The sequence below is a fragment of the Arcicella aurantiaca genome (assembly GCF_003148625.1).
Taxonomy (GTDB): Bacteria; Bacteroidota; Bacteroidia; order Cytophagales; family Spirosomataceae; genus Arcicella; species Arcicella aurantiaca.
This window is the reverse complement of the sequence record NZ_QGGO01000059.1, coordinates 1-5,691: the sequence shown is the minus strand read 5'-3', so window position 1 is coordinate 5,691 and position 5,691 is coordinate 1. Positions and strand designations below refer to the sequence as shown.

Below are 5,691 nucleotides of genomic sequence, written 5' to 3'. Positions count from 1 at the left end.
TCATAATACGCATAATACTTATTATCTTCATAATCCTCATAAAATGTTTTATGAGGATTATGAAGATAATAAACCCTTCTGAGTGGCTTTAAAATACATCATACACTATCCATGAGAATTATTCAAAAAAAATGTCCCGCTTGTCAGAATGATTTTGAAGCAAAGCGAAAGAACCAAATTTACTGTTCTCCATATTGCAGAGAGGATACAAATAATGGCAAACTAAAAGCGAAATACCAACACCTCCAAACCTTAGAAAAAGAGCAAACTATAAATGACCAGTATAAATTAAAATTCAAAAATGCCATTAGAATTATAGCGGTGGAATATGACGAAAATGGACAGAATGAAGAAATAGCCTTTGAAGGAAAAAGGTTTAAAAAAGACATTCGCTCATCTCGACTATTACGACCTTTGGGTTTAAGTTTTTGTGATGTAATGACGAAGCAATCAAATTTTCGGATTGCTGTGTATATTCCTGATGAAAAAGCAATTTGCATAGCAGCCCGTTCTTCATCATTTTCGCCCAATGATGAAATTGTTTACAGGCTAATATCAAAACAGAAGAAATTAACGCCTTAAAACTCTTTGCCGAGTCTTCAAATATTGGCTCAAACCACAAATTGAGCCAATAGAGATATTTCCAACCTGTTTACGAAATTGGGTATTTCTCGTGTAAACGTCCGTAAACACCCATCTCTACGCCCGTTCATACCCTGTTTATCTTTGTTTACTGCTGTAAACCAACGGTTTAACTATAATCTTTACCGTTTTGAAAAATAGAAGTATATGTAAACAGGAAATGCCCTAAAATCAGCGAAGGATGCTTATAAAGGAAACTCACATTCCCTTCCGATAATTGCAGCTTATCAGAAACTAAAATTAGCACTGAGAACTTTTAAATAATAACAGTTTGTCTTATAAAATACTTAAAACGATTCAACAAAAAGGCATTCACTTGATGAAGTGAATGCCTTTTTGTTGAATCCAAATATACGTTTTACTAAAATTTAGCCCCAATTGATAAAATAATTGACCTACCATCAGAAGGATATAAACCACCTGGTCCTGGAAAAAACGCAGGTCTTTCTGTAAAATACTGTTGGTTAAACATATTATTGAGTAACAATTTTATATTATATTTTTCTAAAAAGCGATAAGTAAAATTCATATCTACTAATTGATACGAAGGAACAAGTCCAAGCGTTCCAGAAGCATTAGGTTTTTCAGTATTCAAAGCATCGGCAAAAGCGTCTCCCACAAAACTATATTGTAAAGTTCCCGAAATACCTTTATACCGAATTTGAAGACCATTACGACTAATCCAACGTGGAGCGGCTTCTACTCTATTACCAGTAACATCAACATTTTTTCCAGATACCGCCAATGTCCCATTTATATAACGAGCATCAATTAAAGAAGTAGAACTGAATATAGAAAACTGAAATCTATGGCTATTTTCATCAAGCCAAGCCATTGGCTGCAATTCTGCATATAATTCAAATCCTTTTGAGAGGGAATTTCCTGTATTAGTTTTATAAAAATAAGTCTGTCCTTGTTGATTTGTTAAAACTAAATCTCCTATTCTGTTATTATATTTAAGAGCGAATAGGGTAAAATTAAGCCTAAGTCCTCTTGCAATATCTCCTTTTATCCCTAACTCAGAATTACTTCCATAGGCATCTTGAATATCAGGATTAACTTGATTAAGAGCAGTTGTTGGAATAATGTCCGCAAAAATTACGGGACGATATGCTTGTGAATAATTAGCATAAATCGATACCTGTGGATTAAAATGATACTCAGCTCCCGTACCTAAGAGAGCAAATTTATGAGTAATGGTGACAGGTATTTTATTGGCATCATAATAACTTATTTTCCCTGTCATATTGGTTTCTCCATTTTCATATCGTAATCCAGCAGTAAAAGATAATTTAGGTGTTATTTGCAAGAGGTTTTCAATAAACAGAGAAACATTGCTTGTTTTAAAACTTAAATCTCTACCCCAAATAGGATTGGTTAAAGTCAAATCATAGTCAGAGCCAGTCGTCCCTTTTCCTAATTGTTTTCTAATTAGATTATTATTGATGTAACGCACCCCTGAAACAATGGTATTTTTCATACTTCTGATTGTGAATTGGTGCATCAAACGAGCTTCATTAGCATAGCTATTATATTGGTCAATATCAACTTGTCGAGGATTATATGTTCCTGTGTTTGGATTAATGGTATCTCTAACGGTTGATAGGGCAATAAACTGAACGCTGTTTCGAGAACCTAAAATAGCCGAACTAATAAAATTGAAAGTGGTATTGTTATTAATTTTATAATCTAATGAAATAGATGGTAAATGAATGTCTGGAGAATAATAATTTCTATTTCGAGTAGATTGACGAGTATTCTCATAGAATTGAGCATCACTTAGTCCTCCATTAATATGATTGACATAATTCATACGATTGTATTCCGCCTTTAAAACTACTTTAGTGGAAAAATCGTATTGCAATGCTATACGATATGCTTGATATTGATATTCACTATTTTGTCTATACCCATCAGACTGGCGATAATTGTAATAAGTAAAATATTTAAACTTCTTAATTCGCCCACTTAGTGAGTTATAGGTACTCCATAATCCATAAGAGCCTAAAGAGTTTTGCGTCTCATAACTAATTCTTTTTGAGTCATCAGCTTCTTTAGAAATATAATTGACCATTCCCCCAAATTGCCCTCCATATTGTAGAGAACCACTACCTCTAACCAATTCAATTCTTTGAATAGATTCCATTGGAGCATTGAAGTGACTGGCAGGATAACCATACAAATCAGAATTGGTCATTACATTATTTTGACGGACATTCATTTCCCATGAACGGTGTGCGGTTAACCCTCTTGTAGCAATATTGACTTGATTTCCTGAGCCGTCAGTTTCAAAAACAAAAACACCTGGAACTTTAGCAAAAATCTGTCTCGGATTATTGTCAACGACATTTACATCCATTTTATCCAAAGCAATAATTTCGGATTTTTTTCCAGCAAAAATGTAAGTACCATTTACAGGAGCAAGTGAGGAGAGCATCAAGTCTTTACGATACCCCTTAACAACAATTTCTTGCAAATTTCTATTTTTGAGCTTTACAGAATCTTCTTTTATTTGTTGGGCAAATGAAGAAAAAAAAGTTAATATACTGCAAAAAAATAGTAAAAGATATTTCATTTTTCTTAGACTTTAAATGAATTGAACGTAATTATTAGTGTTTGAATAGCAAAGTTAATTCCATTGTTTTGGAAATATTGAAAGAAAATAATATTAAATTCCACTATTCAGGAATTGTTTATTAAAAATACCTATAAAGTAATAGAAAATAGAGCCTTTTAAAGTCAAATTAAAACCCTAAATCTTTTCTTGATTGTGTATCATTGTTAGGAAATGCAAGCCCAGATAGTATTTTTTGAGGTACATATCTTTTTATATTAGCATCATAGAGTCCATTTTTGATAAAGTCTGTAATTTTTAAAATTTCATCATTGGTTAAATTTAAAGAATGAAATTCAGAAGCTATTTGAGTATTAGGAACATTTGTATTTTCAGATATTGCTTTTGATTTGTAGGCAATCACATCTTCTATTTTTGTAAAAGAAGCACCATGTCCATAAAAAGGAGAATCTTTCAAGTTGTAAAGTTGAGGTACTTTGAATTTATACATATCTTCAGTTTTACCAGTAAATCCCCTCTTCCTTTATGTTCTGCTTTGGTTGGAGGTGTAGCAACCACTTTATTATTGCCATAAAATCCATTTTTTAAATCCGCCATACCAATTGCATAAAATTTCATAGAAGATAATGAAGGGCTATTGTGACAAAGGAAACATTCGGCTTTGCTAAAAAATAATATTGCTCCTTGCTTTTGAGCATCAGTCATAGCTGAAGAATTTCCCTTTAACCACTGTTGAAAAGGAGCTTCAGTTGCTAAGAGTGTTCTTTCATAAGCTGCAATTGCTAATCCTGCGTTGATTTTGAGTTGATAATTATCATTTACATTCATAGTAGGAAATGCTTTTTTAAACATTTCTCGATACTGTGGAATTTCGTCCAAAAATATTTTACCAACTTGCAGACGATGTACATCTTGCCCTGCTATGGCTTGAGTTTCAATACCTTCAAATCCTAAGAAGTTATTTTTTTTAGGAGTTCCTTTTGTCCAGCTTGATTGAGTATTAACATTTACATTTGTAGCCCCAAATTGCCCCATTCCACAAGATATTCGTTTGATAAGCAATATTTAATGTTGATGGAGTTCTAATAGGCTGTACATCATATTCAGACTCTTGGTAAGCACTGTTAAATGTTCGCCCTTCTCCATTCTGACCGAAACCAGTCCCCCCCTCTCCAATGCCCTGTGGCAAACAAGCTTGAAACCCTGCCTTACTATGGTGGCAACTTGAACACGAGTAGGTAAAAGCACTATTTGTTTTGATAGAATTTCTACCGATTGCAGTCTCATGAAATAGAAGTTTTCCTAATTCCACTTTTTCATTGCTCAAAGGGTTTTTAGGGTCTTGAGGAATCTTATTTAACTCATTACTATTGGGAATAATTAATGATTCTTTAGTTTTACCCACCAAAGAAGTAGTTATTGCCTGTTCAAGTTGGGAATCTATTGGGCAAATTGAACATCATTTTCTTTGTTAGAAGAACAAGAAAACATTAATGATGTGGCAGCTAATGCAGCTAATACATAATTTCGCATATTCTATTGACAGTTTAGGTAAGAGAAACAAACATAATGCCATAAACTGTATAGAATAGATGATTATAATCAGTATGTTAAACGTTGATTTTAATACAAATTATCTGAGATACTTTAGATATTGACTATTTTTTCACTAAGCCATTCAATCTAAATTATTTGTGGTATAAATTAAAAAACCGTTTATTTAAAATACTTATTGCCCAATTTGGGATTCCTTTCTGTAAAATAATTAATCTCATGCTCAAGCATCGCTTTATCTGCTTGTAAGCGTTTTATCTCTTCGTTGTCACTACTCCGAAAGATAAAATAAGCAGATACAAATATCGTTAAAACCATCACTCCCCAATAGAGAATAAAAGGCTTCTCCGAACTAAAACCATAAAAATCTCCTCGTATTGGAATACTTTGGGGTACGTTAGTCACTAAACGTTCAATCTCCATTCGCTCACGCTCAACCGCTGACAATACACCTGAGACATCAGGCATTTGTTTCGATAAAAGAGAAGTTAGTAAGGGATAATTAATATCCAACTTGGGCGGTGTAGCTAATTGTTTCTTTACTAAGTCTTTTAATTCTTCATGGTTCTTGCGTAGAGCGGTAATTTCATCAAAAGGGTCTGTCATTAGAATGTTCTTTTAAAAGTATGGTTCTGTGGTTTTTGTTTTTCGGCTAATTCCTTTTCGACTTTATGGAGTGCTGCTTTGCTAAATTCATAATTAAATTTGAGTTTCGCCATTTCCTGCTCTAAACGCTCTCGCTCAATTTTTGCCGCATTCTTTTCTTGCTCAAACTTCTCTCGTTCCTGCTGTAACTGCTGTTCCAATAATTGCTTTTGAATTTGTAAATCAGGAAGACTTGATTTTAACGCTTTGGCTTCTTTTGTTTCTTCCTGTAAATTGTTCAAACTCTTAACTGCTCCGTAATAAGTCTTCATATC

At 33.2% G+C, this 5,691-nt stretch carries 7 protein-coding genes; 1 reads left to right on the top strand and 6 read right to left on the bottom strand.

Annotated features, from left to right (window positions below; genetic code table 11):
• Positions 1-111 precede the first annotated feature (111 nt).
• Positions 112-582: a hypothetical protein gene (locus LV89_RS24720; protein WP_109745669.1), complete on the top strand. Its 471-nt coding sequence runs from the start codon at positions 112-114 to the stop codon at positions 580-582.
• A gap of 421 nt (positions 583-1,003) precedes the next feature.
• On the opposite strand, the gene LV89_RS24715 is transcribed toward LV89_RS24720, so the two are convergent.
• From LV89_RS24715 to LV89_RS24700, 6 genes are all read right to left on the bottom strand, one after another.
• The gene (locus LV89_RS24715; RefSeq protein ID WP_109745668.1) at positions 1,004-3,217 is read right to left on the bottom strand and encodes a TonB-dependent receptor family protein; all 2,214 of its coding nucleotides are present in this window, start codon (positions 3,215-3,217) and stop codon (positions 1,004-1,006) included.
• Between the two features lie 169 nt (positions 3,218-3,386).
• On the bottom strand, positions 3,387-3,674 hold the full coding sequence (locus LV89_RS25765; protein WP_229201593.1) for a hypothetical protein: 288 nt from the start codon (positions 3,672-3,674) through the stop codon (positions 3,387-3,389).
• Entirely contained in the window at positions 3,671-4,252 is a 582-nt protein-coding gene (locus tag LV89_RS24710) for a cytochrome c peroxidase (RefSeq protein ID WP_262509890.1), read from the bottom strand. Before LV89_RS24710 ends, LV89_RS25765 begins: the two co-directional genes overlap by 4 nt.
• Positions 4,218-4,622: a cytochrome c peroxidase gene (locus tag LV89_RS25900; protein WP_262509889.1), complete on the bottom strand. Its 405-nt coding sequence runs from the start codon at positions 4,620-4,622 to the stop codon at positions 4,218-4,220. Before LV89_RS25900 ends, LV89_RS24710 begins: the two co-directional genes overlap by 35 nt.
• 311 nt (positions 4,623-4,933) lie before the next feature.
• On the bottom strand, positions 4,934-5,377 hold the full coding sequence (locus LV89_RS24705) for a hypothetical protein (protein WP_109745667.1): 444 nt from the start codon (positions 5,375-5,377) through the stop codon (positions 4,934-4,936).
• Positions 5,377-5,691 (bottom strand): hypothetical protein (locus LV89_RS24700; RefSeq protein ID WP_211321277.1); only part of this gene is annotated, 315 nt, incomplete at its 5' end. The genes LV89_RS24700 and LV89_RS24705, both read right to left, overlap by 1 nt.

Coding starts and splice junctions, on each gene's coding strand:
- LV89_RS24720 (WP_109745669.1), top strand. CDS start 112: ATGAGAATTATTCAAAAAAAATGTCCCGCTTGTCAGAATGATTTTGAA.
- LV89_RS24715 (WP_109745668.1), bottom strand. CDS start 3,217: ATGAAATATCTTTTACTATTTTTTTGCAGTATATTAACTTTTTTTTCT.
- LV89_RS24710 (WP_262509890.1), bottom strand. CDS start 4,252: ATGGGGCAATTTGGGGCTACAAATGTAAATGTTAATACTCAATCAAGC.
- LV89_RS24705 (WP_109745667.1), bottom strand. CDS start 5,377: ATGACAGACCCTTTTGATGAAATTACCGCTCTACGCAAGAACCATGAA.